The following is a 2,609-nucleotide window of genomic DNA, read 5'->3' as shown; positions in this document are numbered from 1 at the left end:
TGAACGGGCAGGGCGGTCTGTTCGACGTGGTCGTCGCGCGGGATTTCGACGCGACCGCCGAGGTTTTCCTGACCTACGCCGAGCCGCGGGACGGCGGAGCGGCCACCGCGCTGGCCGTGGCGCGGCTCGAGGACGATCGGCTGATGGAGCTTCGGGTGATCTTCCGCCAGGAACCGGCGGCGGCCGGTGGGGTGCATTTCGGCGGTCGCGTGGTCGAGGCGCCGGACGGGACGCTGTTCCTGACGCTGGGCGAGCGCGGGGAGCGCGATACGGCGCGGGCGCTCGACAATCACCGCGGCAAGGTCGTCCGCGTTCGCCGGGACGGGACCCCGCCGCCGGACAATCCCTTCGTGGGCGTGACGGGCGCCCGTCCCGAGATCTGGTCCTATGGCCACCGCAACCCGCAGGGCGCGGCGCTCGGGTCCGATGGGACGCTCTGGCTGGTCGAGCACGGACCGCGCGGCGGCGACGAAGTCAACCGGCCGCAACCAGGCGCGGATTACGGCTGGCCGCTGGTGACCCACGGCGAGGAATATGGCGGGGGCCCGATCGGTATCGGCGCGGAGGCCGAAGGCGTCGAGCCGCCGCTTCATGTCTGGGTGCCGTCGATCGCACCGTCCGGACTCGTGGTCTATTCGGGTCGACTCTGGCCGGACTGGACGGCCAGCCTCTTCACCGGATCGCTCAAATCCGACTTTCTCTCGCGGTTGCCCGGCGCCGATCCCGAGGGAGATCTCGGGGCGGAGGAGCGGCTGTTCGAGGGCGTGTTTACCCGGATCCGGGACGTGCGCGAGGCGCCGGACGGGGCGATCTGGTTCATCGCCGAGGGCGAGGGCGCGGTGTGGCGGGTGACGCCGGCGCCCTGAAACCCCTGCCCCCCGGGCCTCAGGCGCGTTCGATCGCCATGGCGGTCGCCTCGCCGCCGCCGACGCAGAGGGTGGCGACGCCGGTGGTGAGATCGCGGCGTTCGAGCGTGTGCAGGAGGGTGACGAGAAGGCGCGCGCCCGAGGCGCCGATCGGATGGCCGAGGGCGCAGGCGCCGCCATCGGCGTTGACGCGGGTCGGATCGGCGCCGGTACGCGCCATGAAGGCCATCGGCACCACCGCGAAGGCCTCGTTCACCTCCCAGAGATCGACATCGCCGATCGACCAGGCGAGGCGGGCGAGCAACTTCTCGACGGCGGGCGCCGGGGCGGTGGGAAAGTCGGCTGGCGCCTGGGCGTGGGTCGCATGGCCGAGAATGCGCGCGCGGATCCTGACCCCGCGCCGCCGCGCCTCGGACTCGCGCATCAGCGCCAGCGCGGCGGCGCCGTCCGAGATGGCGGCGGCGTTCGCAGCGGTGATCGTGCCATCGGGGCGGAAGGCGGGGGGCAGCGTCGGGATCCGCTCGGGTCGCGCGGCGCGGGGCCGCTCGTCCTCGGCGACCTCGGTCGCACCCCAGCGGCTGGTGACGGCGACGGGCGCGATCTCGGCCGCGAAGGCGCCTGTCGACTGGGCCTCGCGGGCGCGGGCGAGCGAGGTGAGGGCATAGGCGTCCTGCGCCTCGCGCGTGAACTGGAAGGCGGCGGCGCAATCCTCGGCGAAGACGCCCATCAGACGGCCGGGCTCGTAGGCGTCCTCGAGCCCGTCCAGGAACATGTGATCCTGCGCCGTCGCGTGGCCGAGGCGGGCGCCGCCGCGCATGGCCGGCAGGAGATACGGCGCCTTGGACATGCTCTCCATGCCACCGGCCACCACCAGTCCCGGCCCGCCGGCGCGCAGCGCGTCGTGGGCGAGCATCACGGCCTTCATCCCGGAGCCGCACATCTTGTTGATCGTGGTCGCCGGCACATGCGCCGGCAAGCCCGCCCTGAAGCCCGCCTGCCGCGCCGGGGCCTGACCCTGGCCCGCCTGCAGCACGCAGCCCATCAGGAGTTCGTCCACGCCGTCCGGATCGAGCCCGGCGCGGGCGAGAGCGGCGGCGATCGCCGTTCCGCCAAGTTCGGCGGCGGTGGCGGTGGCCAGAGCGCCGCCAAGTCCGCCCATCGGCGTTCGGGCGGCGGCGACGATGACGACGGGGTCGGACATCCCTTCCCTCCGAAAATCAGCCAGGCGCCTCGGAGGCGCCACGCTCGCGATAGGGCGTCGTCCTGTAGAGCGCCCGGTAGCATTTCGAGAAATGCGAGGGCGAAGCGAAGCCGCAGGCGAGCGCCACGTTGATCACGCTCATGTCGGTCTGAAGCAGGAGATTGCGCGCCTTCTTCAGCCTCAACTCCATATAGTATCGCTTGGGGCTGCGGTTAAGGTAGCGCCGGAACAGCCGTTCGAGCTGGCGCGTCGACATGCCGACGTCGCTGGCCAGCAGCGCGGGCGAGATCGGCTCCTCGATATTGTCCTCCATCATCTGGATGACCGTCGAGAGCTTGGGGTGGCGAACGCCGATCCGGGTCGGGATCGACAGGCGCTGCTCGTCCTTGTCGGTGCGGATCTGGGTGTGGATCATCTGGTCGGCGACCATGTTGGCGAGCTCGGCGCCGTGCCGGCGGGCGATGAGCTTCAGCAGGAGGTCGGTCGAGGCGGCGCCGCCGGCTGCGGTGTAGCGGTTCTGGTCGATGACATAGATGTTGGGG

At 71.7% G+C, this 2,609-nt stretch carries 3 protein-coding genes; 1 reads left to right on the top strand and 2 read right to left on the bottom strand.

Annotated features, from left to right (window positions below; all coding sequences use genetic code 11):
- Positions 1 to 866 (top strand): PQQ-dependent sugar dehydrogenase (locus KBA23_RS16765; RefSeq protein ID WP_290743395.1); only part of this gene is annotated, 866 nt, incomplete at its 5' end.
- Between the two features lie 19 nt (positions 867 to 885).
- Here KBA23_RS16765 and KBA23_RS16760 read toward each other — a convergent pair.
- Together KBA23_RS16760 and KBA23_RS16755 are read right to left on the bottom strand one after the other, a co-directional pair.
- Positions 886 to 2,067 (bottom strand): acetyl-CoA C-acyltransferase, encoded by a 1,182-nt coding sequence (locus tag KBA23_RS16760; RefSeq protein ID WP_290743393.1) that lies wholly within the window; start codon positions 2,065 to 2,067, stop codon positions 886 to 888.
- Between the two features lie 16 nt (positions 2,068 to 2,083).
- Positions 2,084 to 2,609, bottom strand: a 526-nt coding sequence (locus KBA23_RS16755; RefSeq protein ID WP_290743391.1) for a helix-turn-helix domain-containing protein, incomplete at its 5' end; no start/stop codon positions are given.

It is taken from the genome of Amaricoccus sp. (genome assembly GCF_017995835.1).
Classification (GTDB): Bacteria; Pseudomonadota; Alphaproteobacteria; order Rhodobacterales; family Rhodobacteraceae; genus Amaricoccus.
Note: the sequence above shows the minus strand (reverse complement) of the source record. Positions and strands in the feature narration are given on the sequence as shown.

What these genes read in the sequence shown, in the direction of transcription:
- KBA23_RS16760 (WP_290743393.1), bottom strand. Translation starts at nt 2,067, where the DNA reads ATGTCCGACCCCGTCGTCATCGTCGCCGCCGCCCGAACGCCGATGGGC.